This is a genomic window from Comamonas suwonensis (assembly GCF_012844455.2).
In the GTDB taxonomy this organism is placed as follows: Bacteria; Pseudomonadota; Gammaproteobacteria; order Burkholderiales; family Burkholderiaceae_C; genus Comamonas; species Comamonas suwonensis.
This window is the reverse complement of sequence record NZ_JABBCQ020000012.1, coordinates 25,625-51,243: the sequence shown is the minus strand read 5'-3', so window position 1 is coordinate 51,243 and position 25,619 is coordinate 25,625. Positions and strand designations below refer to the sequence as shown.

The 25,619-nt window shown below is 60.4% G+C and carries 17 protein-coding genes; 3 read left to right on the top strand and 14 right to left on the bottom strand.

Annotation, left to right across the window (positions count from 1 at the left end):
- Nucleotides 1–181: 181 nt before the first annotated feature.
- From HF327_RS14285 to HF327_RS14260, 6 genes are all read right to left on the bottom strand, one after another.
- Nucleotides 182–607: a 4'-phosphopantetheinyl transferase family protein gene (locus tag HF327_RS14285; protein WP_198460807.1), complete on the bottom strand. Its 426-nt coding sequence runs from the start codon at nt 605–607 to the stop codon at nt 182–184.
- Between the two features lie 166 nt (nt 608–773).
- Nucleotides 774–4,847 (bottom strand): Pls/PosA family non-ribosomal peptide synthetase, encoded by a 4,074-nt coding sequence (locus HF327_RS14280; protein WP_236024201.1) that lies wholly within the window; start codon nt 4,845–4,847, stop codon nt 774–776.
- A 133-nt stretch (nt 4,848–4,980) separates the two neighbouring features.
- On the bottom strand, nt 4,981–10,929 hold the full coding sequence (uvrA, locus tag HF327_RS14275) for an excinuclease ABC subunit UvrA (RefSeq protein WP_198460805.1): 5,949 nt from the start codon (nt 10,927–10,929) through the stop codon (nt 4,981–4,983).
- A gap of 150 nt (nt 10,930–11,079) precedes the next feature.
- Nucleotides 11,080–11,217: a hypothetical protein gene (locus HF327_RS14270; protein ID WP_198460804.1), complete on the bottom strand. Its 138-nt coding sequence runs from the start codon at nt 11,215–11,217 to the stop codon at nt 11,080–11,082.
- A 216-nt stretch (nt 11,218–11,433) separates the two neighbouring features.
- Nucleotides 11,434–12,468 carry a porin gene (locus HF327_RS14265; RefSeq protein WP_198460803.1) on the bottom strand — a complete coding sequence of 345 codons (1,035 nt, stop codon included), beginning with the start codon at nt 12,466–12,468 and terminating at the stop codon, nt 11,434–11,436.
- Between the two features lie 258 nt (nt 12,469–12,726).
- Entirely contained in the window at nt 12,727–14,409 is a 1,683-nt protein-coding gene (locus HF327_RS14260; RefSeq protein WP_198460802.1) for an MFS transporter, read from the bottom strand.
- A 293-nt stretch (nt 14,410–14,702) separates the two neighbouring features.
- Between HF327_RS14260 and HF327_RS14255 the strand changes: the two genes are divergently transcribed.
- Together HF327_RS14255 and HF327_RS14250 are read left to right on the top strand one after the other, a co-directional pair.
- Entirely contained in the window at nt 14,703–15,011 is a 309-nt protein-coding gene (locus tag HF327_RS14255; protein WP_198460801.1) for a DUF485 domain-containing protein, read from the top strand.
- Nucleotides 15,008–16,741, top strand: a complete 1,734-nt coding sequence (locus tag HF327_RS14250; protein ID WP_198460800.1) for a cation acetate symporter — start codon at nt 15,008–15,010, stop codon at nt 16,739–16,741. The genes HF327_RS14255 and HF327_RS14250 overlap by 4 nt, the downstream gene beginning before the upstream one ends.
- A gap of 109 nt (nt 16,742–16,850) precedes the next feature.
- On the opposite strand, the gene HF327_RS14245 is transcribed toward HF327_RS14250, so the two are convergent.
- Entirely contained in the window at nt 16,851–17,771 is a 921-nt protein-coding gene (locus HF327_RS14245) for a LysR family transcriptional regulator (protein ID WP_198460799.1), read from the bottom strand.
- Nucleotides 17,772–18,171: 400 nt separating this feature from the next.
- On the opposite strand from HF327_RS14245, the gene HF327_RS14240 reads away from it, so the two are divergent.
- Complete coding sequence (locus tag HF327_RS14240) at nt 18,172–19,293, top strand: NADH:flavin oxidoreductase/NADH oxidase (RefSeq protein ID WP_198460798.1); 1,122 nt, start codon at nt 18,172–18,174, stop codon at nt 19,291–19,293.
- Between the two features lie 55 nt (nt 19,294–19,348).
- Here HF327_RS14240 and HF327_RS14235 read toward each other — a convergent pair whose 3' ends face one another.
- From HF327_RS14235 to HF327_RS14205, 7 genes are all read right to left on the bottom strand, one after another.
- A complete protein-coding gene (locus HF327_RS14235; protein ID WP_198460797.1) occupies nt 19,349–19,984 on the bottom strand; it encodes a 2-hydroxychromene-2-carboxylate isomerase in 636 nt (211 codons plus the stop codon).
- A 31-nt stretch (nt 19,985–20,015) separates the two neighbouring features.
- A complete protein-coding gene (locus HF327_RS14230) occupies nt 20,016–20,306 on the bottom strand; it encodes a DUF1289 domain-containing protein (RefSeq protein ID WP_198460796.1) in 291 nt (96 codons plus the stop codon).
- Nucleotides 20,303–20,800 (bottom strand): YbaK/EbsC family protein, encoded by a 498-nt coding sequence (locus HF327_RS14225; protein ID WP_198460795.1) that lies wholly within the window; start codon nt 20,798–20,800, stop codon nt 20,303–20,305. The genes HF327_RS14230 and HF327_RS14225 overlap by 4 nt, the downstream gene beginning before the upstream one ends.
- Before the next feature lie 49 nt (nt 20,801–20,849).
- Nucleotides 20,850–21,410 carry a DUF2799 domain-containing protein gene (locus tag HF327_RS14220; protein ID WP_198460794.1) on the bottom strand — a complete coding sequence of 187 codons (561 nt, stop codon included), beginning with the start codon at nt 21,408–21,410 and terminating at the stop codon, nt 20,850–20,852.
- Between the two features lie 18 nt (nt 21,411–21,428).
- Nucleotides 21,429–22,337 carry a hydroxymethylglutaryl-CoA lyase gene (locus tag HF327_RS14215; RefSeq protein ID WP_198460793.1) on the bottom strand — a complete coding sequence of 303 codons (909 nt, stop codon included), beginning with the start codon at nt 22,335–22,337 and terminating at the stop codon, nt 21,429–21,431.
- Nucleotides 22,338–22,482: 145 nt separating this feature from the next.
- A complete protein-coding gene (locus HF327_RS14210) occupies nt 22,483–23,406 on the bottom strand; it encodes a 2-hydroxyacid dehydrogenase (RefSeq protein WP_198460792.1) in 924 nt (307 codons plus the stop codon).
- 179 nt (nt 23,407–23,585) lie between these two features.
- A complete protein-coding gene (locus HF327_RS14205; protein WP_198460791.1) occupies nt 23,586–25,613 on the bottom strand; it encodes an acetyl/propionyl/methylcrotonyl-CoA carboxylase subunit alpha in 2,028 nt (675 codons plus the stop codon).
- Nucleotides 25,614–25,619: the final 6 nt, after the last annotated feature.

Here is a 25,619-nt window from a genome sequence, read left to right as displayed (position 1 = left end):
AAGACTTGAATCAAGGGCTGCCCAATCGAAAGATTGGCAGCCCTTTTTCATGGTGCTTGCGGAAGTGGAAAAGCTGCCCGGACTTCGCAAAATGCGCTGCTTCTCATGCAGGCGAAAACCATGAGACGGTTCTGAGCATTCACCCCAGGCGCGGCGGCTGGATTCAGTGATCTACATAGTCTTAACGCAGATGCCATGCAACAGCGGCTGCATAGCCATCCGCCAGTGCCACGGGTGTGCAATGCAGACATGCCAGAGAGGCTTCGAGTTTGACGCTCCACTCCACCAGGCCCACACCCGCGCATTTCAAACGAGCTTCCTGCGCGGCCCAGGCGCTTGCAAAGGCTTTGAAAAACAGAGCATCTAGCGCAATACCATCAAGCGCTTGAGCCGTATTTGGCGCTAGAAAAATCTGAGCCACTGCCCGTAATTCATGGCGCGACACTCCTTCGTTCACTGCCTGAATATCGACGCCCACCGACCCGCCGTCATGCCATGCCAGCAGAGCCAGCCCCGGCGTATGACTGATGGAGCAAAAGGGCTGTGACAGCCTCTCGCCATGCAGCCACAGTTGCGGAGCCTCATTACGCTGATTGCTGATGTGCAAGGCAGCTTCAGGGCAAGCCAGTTCCCGGGCCAGACAACTTCGCAAGGCCACGCGGGCCTGAAATCGCGCCGACTCTCTGTCATGACTCAAGCCCTGCAACAGCCGCAACTGCGGGACACCCTGCAGTGCCCCGCCCTCCACAACGCAGTGCTGAACCTGCACCGGCCTATGCCACCTTGAGCGGCACGGGCGATGCAGGCGCGCCGTGCCAGTGCGTGGCCGCAGGCAAAGCCTCGCCCTTCATCACCAGCGTCAACGGCCCCAACTGCACGCCGTCGCCCACCGTTGCGCCATACAACACCGTGCAGCGGGCACCCATGGTCACGCGGCTGCCTATGAGCACCTGGTCGATCTTCATCACTCGATCCTCAAACAGATGCGTCTGCGGGCAGCAAAGTGCATTGAGTTCGCTGTGTTCGCCGATCTGCACACAGTCGTGCTCCGTGATGTCCGTGGTATCAAGCCAGGCACTGGAGGCAATGCGGCTACCCATCAGGTTCAGCGCCAGCGGCAGCCAGGGCGTGCCGCGCAGATAGCGCAGGAAGTTGGGAACCGCCAGGCCTTCATACAGATTGGTAACCGCTTCAGAGAGCCAGACAAACGGCGTCCACATGGGCACGGCTGTCTTGCTGTAGCGGCGCACGGCCAGCCATTTGAAGAGCGCCACCAGCACAAAGACCACCATGCCAAAGATCACACCTGAAATGGCCAAGTCCAGCACCACTGCACCCCAGCGGTCGGCAGAGGCCAGCGGCATGGCATCCAGCACCACGGCGTAACCCACGGCAATCACCAGTGCATGGGGCACGGCGATGCGGAAGGCTTCCACCAGCCCGCGCCCCACGCGCCGCCACAGCGACGGTGCAAACGTCAGGTGCTCCGGGTAGCCTTGAGCCACTTCGCGCGCAGGCAGGTTGATGGCGGGCGATCCCAGCCAGGTATCGCCGCTCTGCATATCGGCATTGCGCGGCACGGCCGTCATCACGCCGACGAGCACGTTTTCAGGAATGGTCGAGCCATCCGGCACATAAGCCCCATTGCCAATGAAACTGCGGCGCGAAACAACCGTGGGCTTGACCGTCATCCAGCCGCCGTCGATATGCTCATCGCCCAGCATCACCGCATCGGCCACAAAGCATTCGTCGCCCAGCGTCAGCATGTCGGGTACCACGCCCAATGCGGTGGATAGCTCCGTCTGCTTGCCCACCTTGGCACCCAGCAGCCGGTACCAGGTCGATGAATACACCGTGGCATAAATGCCATGCAACGTGCTCAGGCTGGCCTCCTGAATCTGGTTAACCATCCATTTACCCAGATAGCGGCGACTGTGAATGGACCAGGTGCCTGCCTTGGTGCGTGGCAAAAACAGATAGCGCACCAGTGCCGCTACCAGCACCGTGCAGGCCACCAGCACCGCACTGGCAGGAAGAGCCAGCAAGAAGAACTTGATCAGGCGCAGCACAAAGGCTCCGCCCGCATCGACAATGCCTTGCTCCAGCAACGGCCTGACCGAAATTTCTTCAATATCCAGAATGTCGATCAGCATGAAGGTCGGGAACACCGGCATGAAGAAAAGCGTGGCAACCAGAAGACCACCCGTCAGATAAGCCAGCATTTCGGCCGCCTTGCGCAAACGGCCCACCAGGTGGCGCGGCTGCAGACTGGCAGGATCGAAGCGACCGACTTCTCGCGCAGGCGACCCCGCCCACACACTGCGCGCAGACAGCACCGTGCCATCGGCCAGTGCGGACTGGCCTTCCAGATGCGCCCAGTCCTCCAGTCGCGTATTGCCTTCAATCACCACATACGAGCCAATGCAGACTTCATCGCCTATGTCGATACGGCCCAGCACCAGCTCTCCACCTTCAACGCGGGCATTTTCCAGGCTGACCGCATTACCAATGCTTGCGCCATCACCGATGCGCAACAGGTCAGGGGCACGCACCGTCATCGAGCCCAGATTGCACTCATGCCCCACCTTCGCGCCCAGCATGCGCAGCCACACCGGGTGCAGTGATGAGCCGGTGATCATGGCCAGCGGCACGGCATCCACCAGCCTGTCAGCCAGCCACCAGCGGAAATACGTCAAGCCCCACAGCGGGTAGCGGCCCGGCTTCAATCGCCCTGCGATCAGCCACTTTCCGGCCCAGGCGATGGCGAATTCGGCCAGCGTGGCAATGGCAAATGCCAGCACCGACATCTCGACGGCAAAAGGCACGGAGTCCATCTCATCGCCGGTGAAGAAATGGTAGGTAAAAAATGGCGCCAGCCACTGCGCCATCTTGATCAGCACCAGCAGCGGAATTACCAGCGCCTGGGCCGCCCCGCAGCGCCAGCGCCGCCACGCGGAGTGAATGCGAAAAGGGCGCTCCTGCGCCGCAGCATCGCCCACCGACATGACCGCCTGCAAGGCCTCGGCAATCAAACCGATTTTGCGCTGCTGATAAATCGTGCTCACGGTCGCCTGCGCAAAGCGCGGGTCAGCACGCAGCTGCGAAATCAGCCGTGCAGCAAACAGCGAGTGTCCGCCCAGATCGCTGAAAAAATCCAGCCCCCGGCGCACGGGCTGCCCGGGGAAAAGTTGCGCCAGTGCGGCAAACAGCACCTCTTCAGCTAGAGTCTCCGGTGTATCGGAGTCAGACAAGTCCACCACGGCAGACAGCTGCATGGCCTTGAGCGCCTTGCGGTCGATCTTGCCCGATGTCAGACGCGGCATCTCTCTCAAGGCATCAAAGCGCGCGGGCACCATATAAGGCGGCAGCCGCTCGGCCAGCGCGCTGCGCAGCGCTGATGGCGTGGGCGGCTCATCGCTGGGCACGTAAAAGGCCACCAGTTGATCCATGCCGTCATCCTGGCGCAGCAGCACCGCCGTGGTGCCCACGCCCGGTTGCTGCGCCAGCACGGCTTCAATCTCGCCCAGCTCCACCCGAAAGCCACGAATCTTGACCTGATCATCGGCCCGGCCCAGGCAGTGAATCTGCCCCTGCTCATCAATGCGAGCCAGATCACCCGTGCGGTAAAGCCGCTCGTCCTGCGGCCCGTTGGCCCAGGGGTTGTGCAGAAATTTCTCGGCCGTCAGCTCTGGCCGACCCAGATAGCCTGTGGCTACGCCGGGGCCGGTAATGCACAGCTCGCCCACCTCGCCCTGCGGCAAGCCATGCAGCGCGGGGGCCGTGCCTGCGGGAAAGCTATCCGACTCAATCACCTGCACCACCAGCATGGCGTAATTGGGCAGGGGGGAGCCAATGGTCACGGGCTCGCCTGCCTTGAGTTCGGCCAGACTGGCCGACACCGTGGCCTCGGTAGGCCCGTAGGTGTTGAACATCTGGCGGGACGCATTGGCCCAGCGCGCCACCAGTGTTTCAGGGCACATCTCGCCGCCCAGATTGATGAGGCGCAGACTGGGCACGTCCTGCGCGAACAGCGCCAGCAGCGTGGGCACGGCATGCAGCACCGTGACCTGCTGCGCAATCAGCGCAGCGGGCAGAGCTTCGGGATCGCCAGCAATCTCGCGCGGGGCCAGCCACAGGGTGGCCCCCACCAGATAGCTGATCCAGATTTCCTCAAACGACATGTCAAAGGCCACCGAGAAACCTTGGTAAACCTTGTCGCTCTGGCGCACGCCCAGGCGCGCATTCTCGCTGCGCAAAAAATGGCAGATGCTGCCCTGCGTGATGGCAATGCCTTTGGGCTTGCCCGTGGAGCCGCTGGTGTAGATCACATAGGCCGGGTGACTGGGCAATGCGCCCTCACGGCGGCACAGATCAACGCCTTCGGGCAATGCCGTCAGCAGATCCACTTCTGAAAATATCTGCGCCGTAATACTCTGTTGCGCTTGTACTGCTTGCGTATGCTGCTGCGCAATCAATAGTGCCTTGGCCTGTGCATCTTCAAGGCAGGTCGCAATGCGCTCCAGCGGGGTTTCAGCATCAAAGGGCAGCCAGGCGGCCCCGGTCTTGGCAATGGCCAGTTGCAGGGTCAGCAGCTCGATGCCGCGTGGCAGCCACAGGCCCACCATGTCGCCGGGGCGTATGCCGGCCTCGATCAGCCGGTGGGCTGCAAGGCTGGCCTCTGCATCCAGCTGGGCATAGTTGCGTTGCCGCAGCTGATCGCCCTGCCCCTCCATCAGCGCAATCTGCTCAGGATGGGCAGCTGCCGTTGTTTCAAAAATATCCGCCAGCACCTCATGGCGCAGCAAGTCCGGCCTTTCAGGCCCGCGCAAGACAACCGTTTCAGACATGGGTTCAGCAGCAACCCCGGATGCAACCGCGCACCCGGACACCGTGGTGCCACTCATTTCTCCACGCTGATTATTCGGAGCAGCGTGGAGTTTCTGTGTAGTGCTTCAACCCTTGCGCAATATTTTTATGGCATCACTGCCGTGCCAGAACCGGCGCCAATGCCTTGCCTGTGTGGGTACCGATCCTGACCAGCTCCTCTGGCGTACCCTCCGCCACGATGCGGCCGCCATCATTGCCGCCTTCGGGGCCCAGATCAATGATCCAGTCCGCCTCGGCAATTACGTCCAGGTCATGCTCGATGACGATGACGCTATGGCCACCATCCACCAGGCGGTGCAGCACGTGGATAAGCTTGTCCACATCCGCCATGTGCAGGCCCACTGTGGGCTCATCCAGCACATACAGCGTATGCGGTGCCTTCTGGCCCCGGCGGCCGACTTCATCACGCACCTTGGTCAGCTCGGTCACCAGCTTGATACGCTGGGCCTCGCCACCGCTCAGCGTAGGCGATGGCTGGCCCAGCGTGAGATAACCCAGCCCCACATCCTTGAGCAGCTGCAGCGGGTGCGCAATGGAAGGCATGGCAGCAAAGAACTCCACCGCCGCATCGACCTCCATCTGCAGCACATCGCCGATGTTCTTGCCGCGCCAGGTCACGGCCAGTGTTTCGGGGTTGAAGCGCGCGCCGTGGCAAACCTCGCAAGCCACTTTCACATCGGGCAAAAAGCTCATTTCGATGGTGCGCACGCCCTGGCCTTCGCAAGCCGGGCAGCGGCCTTCGCCGGTGTTGAAACTGAAGCGCCCGGCCGCATAGCCGCGCGCCTTGGCTTCCAGCGTTTCGGCAAACAGCTTGCGAATCGTGTCCCAGAAGCCGATATAGGTGGCCGGGCAGGAGCGCGGCGTTTTGCCAATCGGTGTCTGATCGACTTCCAGCACCCGGTCTACCGTTTCAAAGCCCTTGATGCCCTTGCAGCCGACCAGCTTGGGCGCCTGCCCTGCATCCATGGCATCGCGCCCCGCCTTGGTCGATCGCTGCTGCACCCAGGCCGCCACATTGGTCAGCAGCACATCGCGCGCCAGCGTGGACTTGCCCGAGCCAGAAACGCCCGTCACCGCCACCAGGCGCTTGAGCGGAACGCGGGCATCCACGTGCTGCAGGTTGTGCAGATGAGCGCCCAGCACGCTGAGCCAGTGCAGTGCATTGCTGTCCTCAGCCACTACATTTTCAGTAGCTGCTGCCGCTTTCTTTTTCTTGGTTTTAGATGGTTTTATCTCTGCAACCGCTACATCAACAGCGCTAGTAGCTTCTGCATTGATAGCAGGCGACTCTGCCGCCGGTGCTGCGGGAGGCACGCCCTCGCCCACCCACAGGCGTGGCTTGAAGGGGTGACGCATGGCATGCAGCAGGTAGCGGCCGGTGACGGAATCCTCGGCCGCCATGATGTCCTGAACCGAGCCTTGAGCGACCAGACGACCGCCACGAATACCGGCACTGGGTCCGATATCGATGATGTGATCGGCACGGCGAATCGTGTCCTCGTCATGCTCCACCACCACCAGCGTATTGCCCTTGTCGCCGAGCTTGTGCAGGGCGTTGAGCAGGATCTGGTTGTCGCGTGCATGCAGGCCAATCGTGGGCTCATCCAGCACATAGCAGACGCCCTGCAGATTGCTGCCCAGTTGCGCGGCAAGGCGGATACGCTGCGCCTCGCCACCACTGAGCGTAGGCGCACCACGGTCCAGCGTCAGATAGTTGAGGCCGACTTCCTCAAGGAACTCCAGACGACTCTGGATCTCGGGAATCAGGTCGCGTGCAATATCGCTTTCACGACCCGACAGCGCCAGCTGCTGCACCCAGCGACGCACATCGGTCACCGAGAGCTGCGCCACATCGGTAATGCCAACATGGTGAAATCTCACGGCCCGCGCCGTGGGATTCAGTCGCGTGCCAAGGCATTTGGGACAGGCCACTTCGGCCAGATCTTCCACTTCCTGGCCTTCAAATTTCACCTCGCGGCCCCGGTTGTCTTCGGCCATCAAGGTATCGTCATAGACCTTGCGCTGATCCTTGGTCAGCTTCACGCCCGTGCCCACACAGTCAGGGCACCAGCCATGCTTGCTGTTGTACGAGAACAGACGCGGGTCCAGCTCGCCATAGCTGGTGGCGCAAACCGGGCAGGCGCGCTGGGTAGAGAACACCTGCAGCGCACCAATGCCTGCCGTGCTCTGCCCGCCCTGCATGGCATCGGCCAGATTTTCCAGGCCTGACAGCACATGCAGCACGCCCTTGCCAATCTCCAGCGCCTGACGCAGATGGCCGCGCAACTCTTTCTCAGTGGCCGCAGTCACCGTCACGCTGGCCACGGGAAGCTCGATCGTGTGTTCCTTGAAGCGATCAATGCGCGGGAAACCCGTGGTCGGCAGAAACTCGCCATCCACCCGCAGATGGGTGTAGCCCTTGGGTCGCGCCCAGTCGGCCAGCTCGGTGTAGACGCCCTTGCGGTTGACGACCAGCGGGGCCAGCAGGCCAATGGTCTGGCCGCGGAAGTTCGTCATCAGCTGCGCGGCAATGCTTTCCTCGGTTTGCGGCTGCACGATGGCATCGTCGTGAATACAGTGCTGAATGCCCAGCTTGACGTAGAGCAGTCGCAAGAAATGCCAGACCTCGGTGGTCGTTCCCACCGTGGACTTGCGCCCGCCGCGAGACAGGCGCTGCTCAATCGCCACCGTGGGCGGAATGCCATACACCGCATCCACTTCGGGCCGGCCTGCGGGCTGGACAATGGAGCGTGCATAGGCATTGAGCGATTCGAGATAGCGGCGCTGGCCTTCGTTGAACAGAATATCGAAGGCCAGCGTGGACTTGCCCGAGCCGGAAACACCCGTCACCACATTGAACTTGCCACGCGGCACATCCACGCTCAACGACTTGAGGTTGTGCTCTTTGGCGTTGACGATTTCAATCGCATTTTTGGCCTGTGGCGCTTGTGCCGCCTTGGCTCTGCGCTCCGGTTTATAGAGCATGGGTGCGACTTCGCGCACCGCCTCGCCGCCCACACCCATGGCCAGGTCGTATTCGCGCAGAGCCTGTGCCGTGTGCGAGGCCTTCACATGGCGCACATCTTCAGGCGTCCCCTGGGCCACGATCAGACCGCCGCCATCGCCGCCTTCGGGGCCCAGATCAATCAGCCAGTCGCTGGCGCGAATTACGTCCAGGTTGTGCTCGATGACGATCAGCGAATGTCCGGCTTCAAGCAGTTTGCGCAGCGCACGCATGAGCTTGGCAATGTCTTCAAAGTGCAGGCCCGTGGTGGGCTCGTCAAACAGGAACAGCGTGCCTTTTTTGGCCAGCGACTGCTTGCTTTTGGACTGTGCCTTGGCAGCCTCGGCCAGAAAGCCGGCCAGCTTCAAACGCTGGGCTTCACCACCCGACAAGGTCGGCACGGGCTGGCCCAGCTTCACGTATTCCAGCCCCACATCAACAATGGGCTGCAGCGCACGAATCACATCGCGGTCTTGAGAGAACCGCAAGGCCGCTTCGGCGACCGTCAAATCCAGCACATCGGCCACATTCAAGAGCTGGCCATTGCGCTCGATTGTCACTTCCAGAATTTCGGGGCGATAACGTGTGCCATTGCAGTCCGGGCAGCGCAGATACACATCCGAGAGAAACTGCATCTCCACATGCTCAAAGCCTGAGCCGCCGCAGGTCGGGCAACGCCCGTCGCCGCTGTTGAAGCTGAACTTGGACGCGGTGTAACCGCGCTGGCGCGACAGCGGTGCCACGGCAAACAGCTCGCGCAGCGCATCCCAGGCCCCCACATAGCTGACCGGGTTGGAGCGCGCCGTCTTGCCAATGGGCGACTGATCCACAAACATCACATCGGCCAGATGATCAGCACCCAGCAGGCGGTCAAATGCACCCGCCGCATCGGTGGGTTTGCCAAAGTGGCGCATCAGTGCGGGCACCAGCACATCCTGAATCAGCGTGGATTTGCCCGAGCCTGAAACGCCAGTAATCGTCACCAGACGCTGCAGCGGAAAGTCCACGCTGATGTCTTGCAAGTTGTGCTCGCGCGCACCCTCCAGAATCAGGCGCGGCGTGAAATCAAGCACCATGCGCTTGAGCCCGAAACCGACTTGCTTGCGCCCCCCCATATAGGCACCGGTCAAGGTATCGGCAGTGCGCAGCTCATCGGGTGTTCCATCAAACACGATATTGCCACCGCGCGCACCCGGGCCGGGGCCCATGTCGATCACCCGGTCAGCGGCAAACATGACGGCCGGGTCATGTTCCACCACCACCAGCGTGTTGCCCGCATCGCGCAGGCGCTGCATGGCTTCGGTAATGCGTTCCATATCACGTGGGTGCAGGCCAATCGATGGTTCATCGAGCACAAACAGCGTGTTGACCAGCGAGGTGCCCAGCGCCGTGGTCAGGTTGATACGCTGCACCTCACCGCCGCTCAGCGTGCGGCTCTGACGGTCTAGCGTGAGATAGCCAATGCCCACATCGCACAGATACTGCAGGCGCGTCATCACTTCTGCGTGCAGCATTTTGAGCGCCTGCGCCTCGCCATCGTTCTTATCGGCATCGGCGCTTGGTGCCAACTGAGCAAAGAATTCGCGCAGCCGCGTAATAGGCAGTCGCATCAGATCATGAAGGCACAGGCCGGGCAGACCTTCCAGTTGCTCACGGCTCCAGTTCACGCCCTGCGGCATAAAGCGCTGGTATCGGCCACTGGCATCATGGACGGGAAGCACAGCGTCGGCAGCCTGCTTGCCACCGATGCGCCAGAGCAAGCTCTCGGTCTTGAGGCGTGCGCCGCCGCAAGTGGGGCATTCGGTGTAGCTGCGGTACTTGGACAGCAGCACCCGGATATGCATCTTGTAGGCCTTGCTTTCCAGATACTCGAAGTAGCGGCGAATGCCGTACCAGGTCTGGCTCCATTTGCCGTTCCAGTTGGGTGAGCCTTCGATCACCCAGTCTTTTTGTTCTTGGGTCAGCTTGGCCCAAGCGGTATCGCGCGGAATGCCTTCGGCCTCGGAGTGGCGCATCAGGTCATCCTGAATTTCCTTCCACGCAGGGGTCTGAATCGGCTTGATGGCCCCCGTGCGCAGCGTGAGCTTGTCGTTAGGGATCACCAACCCCCAGTCCACCCCAATCACGCGGCCAAATCCACGGCAGGCATCACAGGCGCCCACCGCAGAGTTGAAGGAGAACAGCGAGGGAATGGGCTGCAGGTAGGTCAGATTGCTTTCGGGGCAATGCAGGCCTTGCGAGAATTTCCACAGCTCAGGCTCAGCCTCGGCACCACTTTCAGGCAGCACATAGACCGTGAGACGGCCACTGCCACGCTTGAGGCCGACTTCAATGGCTTCCATGGCTCGCACACGCTCCGCCTTGCTGAGGCGAAAACGATCAGCAATCACGTCCAGCACCTTGATTTTTTCAGGTGCCGCTTTGGTCTTCTTGCTCTTGGCGGGAACGTCTTCACCAGCTGGCAAAGCACGCTCGACCTCACGCTCAGCCTGAACCTTGGTAAAGCCGCTGGCAGACAGCCATTGCTCTACTTCTTCTGCGGTTGTATTGGCTGGCAACTCGACCGGAAAGGTGATGGCAATACGCGGGTCGCCCGCTGCTTCACAGCGCTGCGCCAGAGCGGCATAAATAGTGTCTGCCGTATCGTGGCTGACGGGCAATGCCGTCTCTCGGTCAAACAGACTGCCAGCACGCGCAAACAGCAGCTTGAGGTGGTCGTTGATCTCCGTCATCGTTCCCACGGTAGAGCGGGAGTTACGCACGGGATTGGTCTGGTCAATCGCAATCGCGGGGGGGACGCCTTCGACCTTGTCCACCGCAGGTTTGTCCATGCGATCCAGAAACTGGCGCGCATAGGCCGAAAAGGTCTCTACATAGCGGCGCTGGCCTTCGGCGTACAGCGTATCGAACACCAGGCTGGACTTGCCCGAGCCACTGGGGCCCGTGACCACGGTCAGCTCACCGGTGCGGATATCGATGTCCAGATTGCGAAGATTGTGCTGGCGTGCACCACGAATACGAATCAGGCCTTGCGTCATGTTCTGCGGTCTTTTCTATGGAGGCCAAACATTCTAGGCAGTCCTGACATGCACCGCAGATCCGCACGTGCATTACGGCTTTGCAAAATCACGAAGTCGCCCACAAGAAAAAGCCCCGGCTTGCGGGGCTTTCGTTTGATATCAGGCTTCTTACTTGGTTTCTGCCGGAGCAGAGATGGCGTCTGCGCCATGCTTTTCACCACTCATATCCACCTTGTCGCCCGCCTTCATGATGACGAACAGCGACACCGCTGCAAACACAATAAATCCAACCACCAGCTTCCACATGCTTGTCTCCAGTCTTTTGATGTTGTCGCGAAGGGCTGCACTTTCCATGCGCTGATCGCTATTCATTGAAACCGGCACACATTTCTCGGAGCTTACTGACACAAGCCGAATGCATAAGAAAAAACCCCATGTCTTTCGACATGGGGTATGAACTTGGAGTAATGGTCTGCATTGTCAGCTGCAGGTGCTGGAGACACCGCTTACGCAGTGCACACATTAGAAGTTGTGGCGCACGCCCAGAGCGAAGGAGCTGAAGTCTGCGCCGGCCGTGCCGGTCATGTAAGCAGCGCCCTTGCTGTTGTTAACCTTGGTGTAGTAACCGTAGACCTTGGTGCGCTTGCTCAGGTTGTAGTTGTAGCCCAGCGTGTATTGGGTTGCGGCGGAGTCGGCGATATTGCTCCACTTGTTGGCACGACCCACGTTGGCGTGGAATTCCGATGCGCCCAGTGCATACATGGCCGACAGGCGGAAGTTGTTGCGATTGCCTGCAGCGACTTGACCGGGCAGGGCAAAGCCCACGTGGCTACGCTGATAGTAACCACCCACCGTGAACTGACCAAAGGTGTACAGGCCACGGAAAGCCGCTTGCCAGTTGTCGCCAACCTTGCTGTAGCCTGCGCCCAGATGCACAGGACCGGTGTTGTAGTTGGCGGCCAGGTCGTAACCATTTTTGTTCTTCTGGAACAAAGCCGGATCCTTTTCAGCCAGAGAGATCGCAGCATCGACAGTCACGCCGCCCATGCTAGGAGTGCGATAGCCGATCTTGTTGCGCGTGCTCAGGCCACCACCGTTGACACCACCAAACCAAACTGGGTCATCGTAGAAAGCATCCGAGGAAGAACCCGTGTCGTGGTTATGCATGCTGACATAGTCGGCAGTTGCATAGTAAGACTCGGGCACGAAGTTACCCAGACGCACCATACCGAAGCCGCCCGACAGATTGACTTCGCTTTGACGAGCAAACGACATACCGGTCGTTGGGTGTGTCCAGCCGGAACCCGTGCCGGTATCGGAATTGAAGCCGGACTCCAAAGTGAAGCCAGCCTTCAAGCCGCCACCCAGGTCTTCGGTACCACGGATACCCCAGCGCGAAGCGTTGTTCTGCATGCCTGTGACGGTCTGGTTTCCAGACTTTTGACGTTCAACCGTGGTGTTGATACGACCATACAGCGTCACGCTGCTTTGTGCGATTGCGGTAGTTGCGCCCATCACAGCCAGTGCGGCCAGTGCGATGCGAGTCATCTTGGTCATTCAATGCTCCTGTATCTTGAGATAGTGTTTTTTGCACCGCATTGGCTGTAGGTTTGATGCCTTACCGCGGCTAGGGTCGATTCTAGGTGGGCCGCTCTGAAATGCTGGATCTGCGGCTCAAAAAATCGACGCAATGATGCTTTGTTGCCACACCTTTGTCACAACTCATCACTAGGTAAAAACGATAATGCCCGCGCGGCATTCGCCTTGCGGGCATTGAAAATAGTGCTGCGTAAATTGCAGCACTCATGAAGCGAATCAGTCTTCTGCGTAGATGTCGCGGTCCTTGGTTTCGGGTACGAACAGCGTACCGATCACAGCGGTCACGCCTGCGATGATGATGGGGTACCAGAGGCCGTTATACATATTGCCGGTCTGCGCCACGATGGCGAACGACATGGTGGGCAAAAGACCGCCAAACCAGCCATTACCGATGTGGTAAGGCAGGCTCATCGAGGTGTAGCGGATACGTGTGGGGAACAGCTCCACCAGCATGGCTGCGATAGGGCCGTAGACCATGGTCACCAACAGCACCAGATAGAACAAGATGGCGATCATCACGGGCTTGTTCATCTTGCTCGGGTCTGCCTTGTCAGGGTAGCCGTCCTTCTTCAGGGTCTCGGTCACGGCCTTGTTGAATGCTGCACCCTTGGCCTTCAGCTCGTCGCCACTCAAACCCACCAGTGAATAGCCGGCGATCGTGTCGCTGCCGATCTTGATGACCGCAGGCGTTCCGGCAGGCGCATCTTCACTTTCATAGCTCACCGAGCGATTGGCCAACGCTTGCTTGGCCACGTCACAGGAGCTGGTGAACTTGGAGGTCCCCGTCGGGTTGAACTGGAACGAGCATTCCGCAGGGTCAGCAACGATAACCACCTTGTTCCGGGCCTGTGCCGCAGCCAGATCTGGGTTGGCCGCTTCGGTCAGCGCCTTGAACGCGGGAAAGTAAGTCAGCACCGCCAGAATGCAGCCCAGCATGATGATGGGCTTGCGACCAATTTTGTCCGACAGCGTACCGAAGATCACAAAGAACGGCGTGCCCAGCAGCAGCGCAGCCGCAATCAGCAGATTGGCCGTCACAGCGTCCACCTTGAGCTGCTGCGTCAGGAAGAACAGCGCGTAGAACTGTCCCGTGTACCAGACCACGGCCTGGCCTGCTGTCAAACCAACCAGCGCCAGAATCACAATCTTGAGGTTTTTCCACTGACCGAAGGATTCCGTCAGAGGAGCTTTGGACACCTTGCCCTCTGCCTTCATTTTCTGGAAGGCAGGCGATTCAGACAGCGTCATGCGAATCCACACGGAAACCGCCAGCAGCAGAATGGACACCAGGAACGGAATGCGCCAGCCCCAGTCCGCAAAGGCCTCTTCGCCCAGCGATGTGCGCACACCCAGAATCACCAGCAGCGACAGGAACAAGCCCAGCGTGGCCGTGGTCTGAATCCAGGAGGTATAGGCACCGCGCTTGCCGTCCGGCGCATGCTCAGCGACATAGGTGGCAGCACCGCCGTACTCACCGCCCAGCGCCAAACCTTGCAGCATGCGCAGCACGATCAAGATGATGGGTGCAGCCACGCCGATGCTGGCGTAGGTTGGCAGGATGCCCACGATGAAAGTGGACAGACCCATGAGCAAAATCGTCACCAGAAAGGTGTATTTGCGCCCGATCATGTCCCCCAGACGGCCAAACACCAGCGCACCGAATGGACGCACGATGAAGCCCGCCGCAAAGGCCAGCAGCGCAAAGATAAAGGCGGAGCCTGAATCCAGACCACTGAAGAATTGCTTGGCGATGATGGCCGCCAGCGAACCGTACAGATAGAAGTCATACCACTCGAAAACCGTTCCGAGTGAGGACGCAAAGATGACTTTGCGCTCTTCCGGGGTCATCGGCCGCGGGGCCGACTTACCTCCTACATTTGCTGTCGCGTTGATGGCCATGGTTGTCTCCTTGATTTTTGAAATATCAGGTGCTGCCAACTCACCTGCTTGCCCAATATCAAAGCGACAACTGACCGCTAACTTACAAAAATTCGCTTTCCAAAATTTCAAGACAGGGCTTTACCCGACCCTCTCCGCACTTACCCGGATCCATTTTTCCCCGATGTGAAAAACCGGGTGGAAACACCGATAACGTAAGTAAGGAGGCGGTCAGACGGGCTTCTCAGAATGCACCGACCAGCAGGCCATTCGCACTGGATCGCTGGCTGTAAATATTCGAAGGAGACAACGCTGTGAGAGACCCGGTGATAGAGACAATCCAAAACAACCCCGCCTACAAGGAACTGCGCCGCAAACGTAATCGCCTGGGCTTTTCGCTGACCTTGCTGATGCTGGTCGTGTACTACGGCTATGTCGCGCTGATCGCATTCGACAAAGAACTCCTGGCTACGCCCATTGGCGCTGGCGTGACCACGGTGGGCATTCCCATCGGCATGGGCGTCATCATCTTTTCCGTGATCATTACCGGCCTCTATGTGCGCCGCGCCAACAGCGAGTTTGATCAGCTCACACGCGACATTCTCAAAGGCGTCAAATCATGAAGCAGCGCAACTCTTTGCAATGGCTGGCAAGCGCTGCGGCGCTGGCTGCGACCGCTCCCGTGCTAGCAGCTGGCGGCGATGTGGGCAATGCCGCCAAGCAGGCCACCAACTGGACGGCCATCATCATGTTCACCGCCTTCGTGGTAGCCACTTTGTGGATCACCAAGTGGGCAGCAGGCCGCACCAAATCGGCTTCGGACTTCTACACCGCTGGCGGCGGCATCACCGGCTTTCAGAACGGTCTGGCGATTGCGGGCGACTACATGTCCGCAGCCTCGTTCCTGGGCATTTCCGCCTCCGTCATGGCCAGCGGTTATGACGGCCTGATCTACTCCATCGGCTTTCTGGTCGGCTGGCCTTTGCTCACCTTTTTGCTAGCAGAACGTCTGCGCAATCTGGGTCGCTTCACCTTTGCCGACGTGGCAGGCTACCGTTTTGCACAAGCACCCTTCCGCATTTTTGCGGCCTGCGGCACGCTGGTCGTCGTGGCCTTCTATCTGATTGCCCAGATGGTCGGTGCGGGCCAGCTCATCAAGCTGCTGTTCGGCCTAGACTATTGGATTGCCGTGGTGCTGGTCGGCGGCCTGATGATGGTCTATGTTCTGTTTGGCGGCATGACGGCCACCACCTGGGTACAGATCATCAAGGCTTGCCTGCTGCTGGCCGGTGTGACCTTCATGGGCTTCATGGTGCTGGCCAAGTACGGTTTCAGCCCCGAAGCACTGTTTGCCGAAGGCGTGAAGGTGCGCACCCAGATTGCGGCCAATGGCGGTGCCGAGCCGTCCGTGGCAGAAAAGCTGGGCCTGGCCATCATGGGCCCGGGCGGCTTCATCAAGGACCCCATCTCCGCCATCAGCTTCGGCATGGCGCTGATGTTCGGCACACTGGGCCTGCCCCACATCCTGATGCGCTTCTTCACCGTGCCTGACGCCAAAGAAGCGCGCAAGAGCGTGTTCTGGGCCACCACCTGGATCGGCTACTTCTACGTGCTGATCTTCATCATCGGCTTTGGTGCCATCACTCTGGTGCTGACTAACCCCGAGATGGCCGACACAGCCAAGGGCATCATTCACGGCGGTGCAGGCACGGCCAATATGGCGGCCGTGCTGGTGGCCAAGACCGTGGGCGGCGATGTGTTCTACGGCTTCATCTCCGCCGTGGCTTTTGCGACCATTCTGGCCGTGGTGGCAGGCCTGACCCTGTCGGGTGCCTCCGCCGTGTCACACGACCTGTATGCCACGGTGGTCAAGAAGGGCAAGGCTGACAGTGCTTCCGAACTCAAGGTCTCGCGCATCACCACGCTGTGTCTGGGCGTTGTGGCCGTGCTGCTGGGCATTGTGTTCGAGAAGCAGAACATCGCCTTCATGGTCTCGCTGGCTTTTGCGGTGGCTGCTTCTGCCAACTTCCCACCACTGCTGCTGTCGGTGCTGTGGAAAGACTGCACCACCAAGGGTGCGGTGATCGGCGGTTTCATGGGTCTGGTCTCCTCGGTGGGCCTGACCGTTGTATCGCCCTCGGTATGGGAAGGCACACTGGGCAATCCCGCTGGTTCAGCCTGGTTCCCCTATGCCTCGCCCGCGCTGTTCTCCATGGCGATTGGCTTCTTCGGCGTATGGCTGTTCTCGGTACTCGACAAGAGCGCGCAGGCCGCCAAGGAACGTGAGGCTTTCGATGCACAGCAGGTGCGTTCGGAAACCGGTCTGGGCGCAGCCGGCGCATCGGGTCACTGATAACGAACTGGCCCGGTGCAAAGCCGGGCCTTTGAGGTGAATTACGCCAACGGCGCTTTGAGTTCCTCGAATGGCCCGCAGAAAACGCTGCTGTTTCTGCGGGCCAATTTCATGGCGCGCCCAGTCCGTCGTTTTCCGCCAGTTCGAACAGCAGCTCTCTTGCCCACTGGTGCCCGGGCGAGCGATGCGTGCGCTCATGCCAGGCAGCCGTCTTGGTGAACCCCGGGATCTCCAGCGGCGGCTCCAGCACCACCAGACCCGAATCCGGCGTGACCAGGCGCTGCGGCACGACAGCGATCAGATCGCTGCTGCGCAGTATCTCGGGCAGTACCAGAAAACTGGTGACCGATAGCGCCACGCGTCGCTGGCGACCCAGGCGCTCCAGCGCCTCGTCCGTCACACCGCGAAAGCTGCCACCACCGTAAGAAACCAGCGCATGGTCGAGCTCGCAAAAGCGCGCCAGCGACAAGCAGCGCCTGCGCGCATCCGGATGATCGGCTCGCATCACGCAGACATAGCGTTCGTCGAACAAACGGCGAGCATGCAGATCCGGAGCCGTGTTCTCCGGCGTAATCAGCGCCAGGTCGATATCGCCGCGCTCCAGCCGCTCATGCAGCGGCAGATGCTGGGCCGGCACCACGGCCACGCACACTCCGGGCGCGCGCTGACGCAACACGGCCAGAAACGGCAGGACCACGGCCTGGAGCGCGTAATCCGTCGCAGCGATGCGCAGCGTCATATGCGCCGTGGCCGGATCAAAGCCCTGGGGGCGCAGCAGCGCCTCGGCATTGCACAGCAGCTCCTTGAGCGGCCCGGCCAGCGCCTGGGCGCGCAGAGTGGGGGCAATACCGCGCTGCGTGCGCACAAACAGCGGGTCGTCAAAGCTCTCGCGCAGCCGCGTCAGCATGCCGCTAACTGCAGGCTGGGTCAGCGACAAGCGCTCGGCGGCGCGGGTCACGCTGCGCTCGTCTAGCAGGGCATCCAAGGCCTTGAGCAGGTTCAAATCCAGATTTTTGATATTAGTTGGCACGATTTCATAAATAACAAATATCGATTGGATTTATTTCAACACAAACGCGATGATTGATCCCTTCATATTCACAAAACCCCTGCATGCATCGTCTTCATTGACCCGCCGTCCATTGCCGACCCCGACCAGAAACCTTGCCTTCATTGACAAGAAGGTTGGCCACGCGATAACCGCCTCGACGGCCAATAGCGAGCAGCAGGCCAATGCCGCAGCCCATGCGCCTCGGCTCAAACTTCAAATTTTGATAGCAGCTACCGCTTGCAAAGTATGGCGTTGATATGCAATTCATTCCTTAAACAAGGAGTGGCTAGCGTCAGGCACTATCAAATTTTTTAAGAATACCCAGAAACAAGCTGGGCATTCGGCAAACCACCCTCACACGCTCCCAAAGCTTTTCACCATGTCTGCACTCTTTAGCCCTTTCACGCTCAAAAGCCTCACGCTGCGCAACCGCATCGCTATTCCGCCGATGTGCCAGTACAGCGCCACCTACGGTCTGACCAATGACTGGCACCAGACTCACTACACCTCTATCGCGCGGGGTGGTGCTGGGCTGGTGATCGTCGAAGCCACCGGCGTCTCGCCCGAAGGCCGCATCTCGCCGGACTGCACCGGCCTCTGGAACGACGGCCAGATCGAGGGTATGTCCCGCATTGCCGCCGGTATCAAGGCCGCAGGCTCCGTGCCCGGCATCCAGATCGGCCATGCCGGACGCAAGGCCAGCGCCAACAATCCCTGGGAAGGCGACGAGCACATTGCCGAAGGCGATGCGCGCGGCTGGCAACCCATCGCGCCCTCGGCCATCGCTTTTGGCGACGGACTGCCGCGCGTGCCCCGCGCCATGACATTGGAAGACATCGCCCGCGTGCAGGCCGACTTTGTGGCCGCTGCCCGTCGCGCACTGGAGGCTGGTTTTGAATGGCTGGAGCTGCACTTTGCCCACGGCTATCTGGCGCAGAGCTTTTTCTCGGCCCACAGCAACCAGCGCACTGACGCTTACGGTGGCAGCTTCGACAACCGTGCACGCTTTCTGCTGGAGACCGTGGCTGCCGTGCGCCAAGTCTGGCCCGAGCACCTGCCACTGACGGCACGTTTCGGCGTTATCGAATACGACGGCCGCGACGAACAAACTCTGGAGGAATCCATTGCCGTTACCAAGCAGATGCGCGAGCGCGGACTGGACCTGCTCAACGTCAGCGTCAACTTCGTGATTCCCGATGTGAAAATTCCCTGGGGCACGCCCGCCTTCCTCGCCCCCATCGCCCAGCGCGTGAGCCGCGAAGCCGGCATTCCCGTGGCATCGAGCTGGGGCATGGATGACCCGCAAACAGCAGAGCGCATCGTGGCGGATGGTCAGGTCGAACTGGTCATGATTGGCCGTGCCCATCTGGCCAACCCACATTACACCTACCAGCTGGCCCAGACTCTTGGCGTGGATCGTCCTGACTGGACATTGCCCGCACCCTACGCTCACTGGCTGGAGCGTTACCGCGGTGCAGGCAAGTTGGCTGCAGCGAAGTAAATAACAAGCAAGAGACCTGCCGCGGCAGGTCTCTTTTTTTGCATCGGCTTCTGCATTAGCTCAGGCCTGACTCCACATGGGCCACTGCCGGCCAATGCGTATCAAACCAGCTATCGCCTTCAAGATAGCTGCGCAGCATGGGCAGTGCATCCAGCCCCCAGAAGACATGGCCACCCACCTCCCATGCGGGCACGCCAAACACACCCGCCTTGCTCGCTTGCTCGGTATTCGCACGCAGCCATTGCTTGGCTTCGTCACCTGTTTCGTCATAGCGCTTCTGCTCCTGCAGCAGGGTGCGCAGGCGTTGCAAGCGCTGCGGGTCATTGGCATCTTCACCGCCGACCCAGACATGCTGCATTACCGCCTGCGCCACAAAGCGGTTGATGCCGCCATCACGCCCATGGGCCAGCGCCAGCCGCAACAAAGGCGTGGGCTTGAACGGGTGCTGCGCCGGCATCTGCAAGCCAATGCCCAGGGACTTCCCCAGCCATGTCGCATGCCGGTAAGTCCACAGCCTTTTGGCTGGAATGCCTGCCGGGCCGGGGTTGGCATTGCCCTGCAGCAACGCACCCAGCAGCACCGGGCGATATTCCACGTGATAGCTGAGGCCCTGCAACGCCTTGGGCATCTGCTCCAGCGCCAGCCAGGCATAGGGGGAAACAAAATCCAGATAAAAGGTAATGTGCTTCATGCCGGCTCGCATTTTGGGAACGGGTTAATCGTCAGATGTCAGATTCGCGCGGGTCTTTCAAGCCCGCGCGTTGCAGCAGCTGGCCCCAGATCTGCAGACGCAGCTCGCTGTCGCCCTTGGACCAGGCACGAATTTCATCAATGGTTCTGAAGCAGCCCTTGCAGTAGCTGCGATCTTCCGTCATGCGGCAGACATTGATGCAGGGCGATGCCACGGGTTGATCGGCCTCGGCCCAGACCAGCGCCACTTCGGCCTTGCTGGCCAGCTGCACCAGCTGCTGTGCTTGCAGCTCTTGCTGCTCCTGAAGAAGTTCTGTACTCATGCCTGCACCACCACATCCGACCAAGGCGCATCCGTCAGTTGCTGCAACTGCTCAGGAGACGCGGGAAACACACCATAAGGATGCCCAGCGGCAGCCCACACCGTATCAAAGCGCTTCAGTTCGGCATCCATCAAAGTGACCACCTTGCTGGCATGGGCCACAGGGCTTACGCCGCCAATCGAAAAGCCGGTACTGGTTTTGACAAAATCCGCATCAGCACGCCCCACAGGGCCGACCAGAGCGGCGACTTTTTTTTCATCCACTCGCTTGTCGCCCGATGTCACCACCAGCACAGCCACGCTATCGATGCGGCGCTTGAAGATGATGCTCTTGGCCACCTGCCCTACCAGAATGCTGAGCTGATCGGCGGCCTCTTGCGCAGTGCGCGCAGCGCCATCCAGCATCTGCCGCGCATGAGGATGGCCGGCATCCTGCAAAAAGCGACTGACCCGCTGCACACCTTCCGGCAGCGCATGAAGTTCTGACCCACACATTGTTTTCATTTCCTGGAAATGGCGCCGCACCCAAGCTGCGCCCTAGCCTCTACTGTGCCAGTTTGAATTTGAGCTGCACCAGCTCCAGCTGCAAATCACGCAGGTCTTTCTGGACATAGGCGATATGGCTGGCACTGTTCTTGGCATCCCGTGCCTCGCGCAATTCTTTTTTCTTGGCGCTGATGCGACGCTCCAGCTCGCTCGCATGCTCCTTGGTTTCAATGATTTCACGCGCCGGGCTATAGCCTTGCAAAAAGGCGCCCTCAAGCTGAGCGGGACAGTAGCCGTAGGAATACTTGTTACCGGCCTCGGCATAGGCCTTGCCGCTCTGTGGCGTGCAGAAATCCCGCAGACCGCGCATCCAGCCTTGCTGATAGGCGCGGGGGTCCATCTGCACGCCTTGGTCCTTGCAAGTTCTGAAATGGCGCTTGGCCCGGGTGTTGATATCTTGCTTGCCATCCATGGCGTCGAGCTGCCCCAGATAGGCCCAGTCAGTGTCTCTGCACTCCTGTGCATCCATGGTGCTGCAGCCCGACAGCACCACAGCGAAACACAGCGCCAGAGAAAAACGAAATCTTGCTTGCATGGGCGTGATGGTAACAACGCCCATGCGGCTTACGTCACAACATCAGCCTGCGCGTTTGGCGAGCAACGCCCTGGCTACGCGCGACTGCGTAGGGCGACCCAGATGCTCGCTGATGAACTGGCCTGCATCGATGAGCTTGTCGAGGTCGACTCCCGTATCGATACCCATGCCTTGCAGCAAATAGACCACATCCTCCGTCGCCACATTACCCGTGGCTCCCTTGGCATAAGGACAGCCGCCCAGACCCGCCACCGACGATTGAAAGTTCCACACCCCCAGCTCCAGCGCCGCCAGCGTGTTGGAAAGTGCCTGCCCGTAGGTGTCGTGAAAATGCCCCGACACCTGATCGATGCCAAAGTGCGCCAGCGTGGCCTGCAGCGCCTTTTGCACCTTGATGGGCGTGCCCACGCCAATGGTGTCGGCCACATCCACGCGCTGCACGCCAATGCCCTTCATCAAGCCTGCCACATAGCCCACTTTTTCAGGCGCAATCTCGCCCTCATACGGGCAACCCACGGTACAGCTCATGGCTCCGCGCACGGCAATGCCAGCATCCAGCGCAGCCTGCACCACGGGGGCAAAGCGCTCAATGCTTTCGGCAATCGAGCAGTTGATGTTTTTCTGACTGAAAGCCTCGCTGGCCGCGCCAAACACCACAATCTCATCGGGCTTGCCCGCCAACGCAGCCTCAAAACCTTTGAGATTGGGGGTGAGCACCGAATAAAGTACCCCGCTCTGGCGATGAATGCCCGCCATGACCTCGGCGTTGTCCGCCATCTGCGGCACCCATTTGGGCGACACATAGCTGGTGACTTCGATCTCTTTGAGGCCCGCGTCCTGCAGGCGCTTGACCAACTCGATCTTCACGGCGGCTGGCACAGGCTGCTTTTCATTTTGCAGGCCGTCGCGCGGCCCTACATCGATGAGTTTGACGCGTGCGGGGTACTTCATTTCGCTCTCCTATCGTTTCTTTACGCTGACTATTGAACAAGCACACCTCTTGCGAGAGACGCCTGGCAAGGGCCGCCCCGCAGCATTGGCGTCGCCCCCCCCTTCCGAAGAGAAAGGGGAAGCCGCGCAGCGGCTCTGGGGGGGGTCAATATCCTTTTCTCAGGTCAACACGCCCGGTCACAGCTTCGCCCCGGCTCATGGCGGCCACCTTGCCCACGATCTGGGCAATGCTGTCAGCCGCCAGTGTGCGGGCCGAGGTATGGGGCGTGAGGATGATCTTGGGGTGATTCCAGAACGGATGATTGTCCGGCAGCGGCTCCTCGCGAAACACATCCAGCATGGCACCGCTGACATGGCCGGCATCCAGCTGCGCCATCAGGTCTGCATCCACCACATGACCGCCGCGGCCTACGTTGATCACATAGGCACCGGGGCGCAACTGGCTCAGCGTGTGGGCGTTGATGATGTTTTCGGTTTCCGAATGCAGGGGCAGCAGGTTGACGAGGATGCGGGTCTCGCTCAAAAAAGCCGCCAGCTGATCCATGCCGCCAAAGCACTTCACGCCCTCCATCTCGCGCAGCGATCGGCTCCAGCCATTGACCGGGTAATCGAAAACCGTGAGCGCCTTGGCCACGCGCTCGCCCATCTTGCCCAGACCCATCACGCCCACGGGGTAGTCCACCCGCTTGGGGTTGCGCTGGTGCTGCCACACGCCTTGCGCCATATCGGCCTCGTACTGATCCAGCCCACGGAAGAAGCGAATCACGGCCTGCGTCACATATTCGGCCATCTGCACGGCCATGCCCGCGTCTTCCAGACGGTAAACAGGCAGCACTGCGGGAATGGTCAGCGGCAGCAGCGCATCCACACCCGCGCCGATGTTGAACATAGCCTTGAGACCGGCGGCCTGCTCGTCAATGAACTGCTGGGGTGGAGCCCAGACCAGCGCATAGTCGGCCTGAGCCGCGCCCGGCTCCCAGATGCTGATGTCTGCACCCGGCAGCGCATCATGCAAACCTTTAAGCCAGGGTTCTGGCCGCGTATCGTCACAGCAAAATAGAACTTTCATAGATGCGAAGCCTAACGGTTTGGCGCGCTGGCTGCAGCCGTGAATGGCAATGAGTCTGCTATCAAAAAAGAAGCTGCTTGCGCTGTCATCGTATTGGTTTCAGTACCAATAACCATTGAAGTCATGGATAGACAAGCGCAAGCCGCTCTTTTTTGTAAAACAGTTCAACCCACTCGCAATCAGGCCGCCACTTCGATGCGCAGCAGCTCCGCGCCTTCGCTGACCTGATCGCCGGGGGTGTAGAGCAGCTCCAGCACCACGCCATCGCCGGGGGCGGCAATCGTGTGTTCCATCTTCATGGCTTCCATGACCGCCAGCGGCTGGCCCTTGCTGACCTTGTCACCTGCCTTGACGTTGAAAGACACCACCTTGCCCGGCATGGGCGCCGTCAGGCGACCGCCTTCATGACCCGTGTCGCCGGCATGGGCCAGCTGGTCCACCACAGTGATCTGGGCGCTGCCCACCTCGGTAAAGATGGACAGTTGCTCACCTTGGGCATGCACCACGGCCACCGTGCGCTTGCCGCCCAGGTTCAGCTCCAGCCGACCATCCGGCAAAGCACGCCACTGCAGCGTGGCTTCGGTGCGGCTGTCGCCGTCACCCACGCCGACCTGATAGGTCTGGCCATCACGGCCATAGGCTAACCCCGCGCCGAACTCTTCACCCCGGTACGCAAAGCCGAACGAGCGCTCATAGCGGCCCGACATGCGCCAGCCATCGCGGCGGCTGAAGGGGTCTGTGCCTTGCGCGGCCTGCTCGCGCTGCAGCTGCCAGACCATGGCCGCAGCCACGGCCAGATCCCGGCCCACAAAGTCTTTGCCAAACAAGGCATCGCGCTCGCGTTCGATCAGTGCGGTATCGAGCTGCGCGCTAGAGAAGGCCTGACTCTTCACCACCTGGCGCAGAAACTGCACATTCGTCGTCAGCCCCACGATATGGGTCTGAGTCAAGGCCGCATCAAGTCGCGCCAGCGCCTGTGCCCGGTCATCGCCATGGACGATGAGCTTGGCGATCATGCTGTCATAGAAGGGACTGATGGCATCGCCCTCGCGCACGCCGTCATCCACTCGCACATCACTGATCTCAAAACTGGTGCACGCAGGCTTGCGGTACACAGCCAGATGGCCGGTGGCGGGCAGAAAGTTGTTCTCAGGGTTCTCGGCGCAGATACGCGCTTCAATCGCATGGCCGATGATTTTCAGCTCGCTCTGCAGCTTGGGCAAAGTCTTGCCAGCCGCCACCTGCAATTGCCACTGCACCAGGTCTTCGCCGGTGATGGCTTCGGTCACCGGGTGCTCCACCTGCAAACGGGTATTCATTTCCATGAAGTAGAACTTCATGGCCTCGGGCTGGTCGTAACCACCGGGCTGCTCGACGATGAATTCCACCGTGCCCGCGCCCACATAGTTCACGGCCTTGGCGGCGGCTACGGCCGCTTCGCCCATTTGCTTGCGCAGCGCTTCGGTCATGCCGGGCGCGGGGGCTTCTTCCAGCACCTTCTGGTGGCGGCGCTGCACCGAGCAGTCGCGCTCGAACAGGTACACGCAGTGGCCATGCGTGTCACCAAACACCTGAATCTCGATATGGCGCGGGCGCAGCACGTATTTCTCGATCAGCACGGCATCGTTGCCAAAGCTGTTGATGGCTTCCCGCTTGCAGCTTTCCAGCAGCGCGGCGAAGTCTTCGGACTTCTCTACCAGTCGCATGCCCTTGCCGCCGCCGCCTGCGCTGGCCTTGATGAGCACGGGATAGCCAATACGGTCGGCCTCCTTGTGCAGCATGGCAGGATCCTGGCCTGCGCCGTGGTAGCCGGGCACCAGCGGCACGCCAGCCTTTTCCATCAACTGCTTGGATTCAGCCTTGAGGCCCATGGCACGAATGGCACTGGCAGGCGGGCCGATGAAGACCAGCCCCGCCGCCTTGCAGGCATTGGCAAATTCTTCGTTCTCGGACAGAAAGCCGTAGCCGGGATGAATGGCCTCGGCACCCGTGGCCTTGGCGGCCTCCAGAATGCGCTCCCAGCGCAGATAGCTGTCTTTGGGTGCGCTTGCGCCGATATGAACGGCCTCATCACAGGCCCCTACATGCTTGGCCAGTGCGTCTGCATCGGAATAGACGGCGACGGTTTTCACACCCATTCGGCGGGCGGTAGCTGCGACTCGGCAGGCGATTTCACCACGGTTGGCAATCAGAATCTTCTTAAACATATCGTC

Bases quoted from the DNA above. Each gene is read 5' to 3' on its own strand.
- HF327_RS14280 (WP_236024201.1), bottom strand. From the start codon at position 4,847: ATGTCTGAAACGGTTGTCTTGCGCGGGCCTGAAAGGCCGGACTTGCTG.
- uvrA (WP_198460805.1), bottom strand. From the start codon at position 10,929: ATGACGCAAGGCCTGATTCGTATTCGTGGTGCACGCCAGCACAATCTT.
- HF327_RS14270 (WP_198460804.1), bottom strand. From the start codon at position 11,217: ATGTGGAAGCTGGTGGTTGGATTTATTGTGTTTGCAGCGGTGTCGCTG.
- HF327_RS14265 (WP_198460803.1), bottom strand. From the start codon at position 12,468: ATGACCAAGATGACTCGCATCGCACTGGCCGCACTGGCTGTGATGGGC.
- HF327_RS14260 (WP_198460802.1), bottom strand. From the start codon at position 14,409: ATGGCCATCAACGCGACAGCAAATGTAGGAGGTAAGTCGGCCCCGCGG.
- HF327_RS14250 (WP_198460800.1), top strand. From the start codon at position 15,008: ATGAAGCAGCGCAACTCTTTGCAATGGCTGGCAAGCGCTGCGGCGCTG.
- HF327_RS14240 (WP_198460798.1), top strand. From the start codon at position 18,172: ATGTCTGCACTCTTTAGCCCTTTCACGCTCAAAAGCCTCACGCTGCGC.
- HF327_RS14235 (WP_198460797.1), bottom strand. From the start codon at position 19,984: ATGAAGCACATTACCTTTTATCTGGATTTTGTTTCCCCCTATGCCTGG.
- HF327_RS14230 (WP_198460796.1), bottom strand. From the start codon at position 20,306: ATGAGTACAGAACTTCTTCAGGAGCAGCAAGAGCTGCAAGCACAGCAG.
- HF327_RS14225 (WP_198460795.1), bottom strand. From the start codon at position 20,800: ATGTGTGGGTCAGAACTTCATGCGCTGCCGGAAGGTGTGCAGCGGGTC.
- HF327_RS14220 (WP_198460794.1), bottom strand. From the start codon at position 21,410: ATGGGCGTTGTTACCATCACGCCCATGCAAGCAAGATTTCGTTTTTCT.
- HF327_RS14215 (WP_198460793.1), bottom strand. From the start codon at position 22,337: ATGAAGTACCCCGCACGCGTCAAACTCATCGATGTAGGGCCGCGCGAC.
- HF327_RS14210 (WP_198460792.1), bottom strand. From the start codon at position 23,406: ATGAAAGTTCTATTTTGCTGTGACGATACGCGGCCAGAACCCTGGCTT.
- HF327_RS14205 (WP_198460791.1), bottom strand. From the start codon at position 25,613: ATGTTTAAGAAGATTCTGATTGCCAACCGTGGTGAAATCGCCTGCCGA.